Source organism: Corynebacterium lemuris (genome assembly GCF_024919295.1).
In the GTDB taxonomy this organism is placed as follows: domain Bacteria; phylum Actinomycetota; class Actinomycetes; order Mycobacteriales; family Mycobacteriaceae; genus Corynebacterium; species Corynebacterium lemuris.
In genome coordinates this window covers 1-738 of sequence record NZ_JANWTC010000049.1, presented here as the reverse complement: position 1 = coordinate 738, position 738 = coordinate 1, and the positions used below count along the sequence as shown (strand labels likewise).

Genomic DNA, 738 nt, shown 5'->3' with positions numbered 1-738 from the left:
GAAAAGTTCAAGGGCGAGTCCATCAAGTCGGACACCTCCAAGGAGCGTGCCGGGGCGATCTACACTGATCTGCTGGCCGCCATCGCTGAGGTCGCCCACAAGCACGAGGTCACCTACGACGAGTACCGCGTCCTGAAGAACTGGATGATCCAGGTCGGCGAGTACGGCGAGTGGCCGCTGTGGCTGGACGTCTTCGTCGAGCACGAGATCGAGAAGATCAACTACAACCGCCACCACTACACCGGCACCAAGGGCTCTATCGAGGGCCCCTACTACGTGGACAACGCACCCGAGCTGCCCTGGAAGTGCGAGATGCCGATGCGTGACCAGGACAAGGCCGCACAGCCGCTGATCTTTAAGGGTCAGGTCACCGACGTCGACGGCAAGGGCCTGGCCGGCGCCACCATCGAGCTGTGGCACGCCGATGAGGAGGGCTTCTACTCCCAGTTCGCACCGGGGATCCCGGAGTGGAACCTGCGCGGTACCATCCGTACCAATGACAACGGTGAGTACGAGATCAAGACCCTGCAGCCGGCTCCGTACCAGATCCCGGCTGACGGCCCGACCGGCTGGTTCATCGAGTCCTACGGTGGCCACCCGTGGCGTCCGGCCCACCTGCACCTGAAGGTGAAGAGCCCGGGCTACCGCGAGATCACCACCCAGCTGTACTTCCAGGGTGGCGAGTGGACCGAGAACGATGTCGCCACCGCCGTGAAGCCGGAGCTGCTGCTGGATCCG

Annotated in this window: 1 protein-coding gene; it reads left to right on the top strand. The window is 63.7% G+C overall.

What is annotated here, in order from left to right; genetic code table 11:
- Positions 1-738 (top strand): catechol 1,2-dioxygenase (catA, locus tag NYP18_RS15325; RefSeq protein WP_259429056.1); only part of this gene is annotated, 738 nt, incomplete at both ends.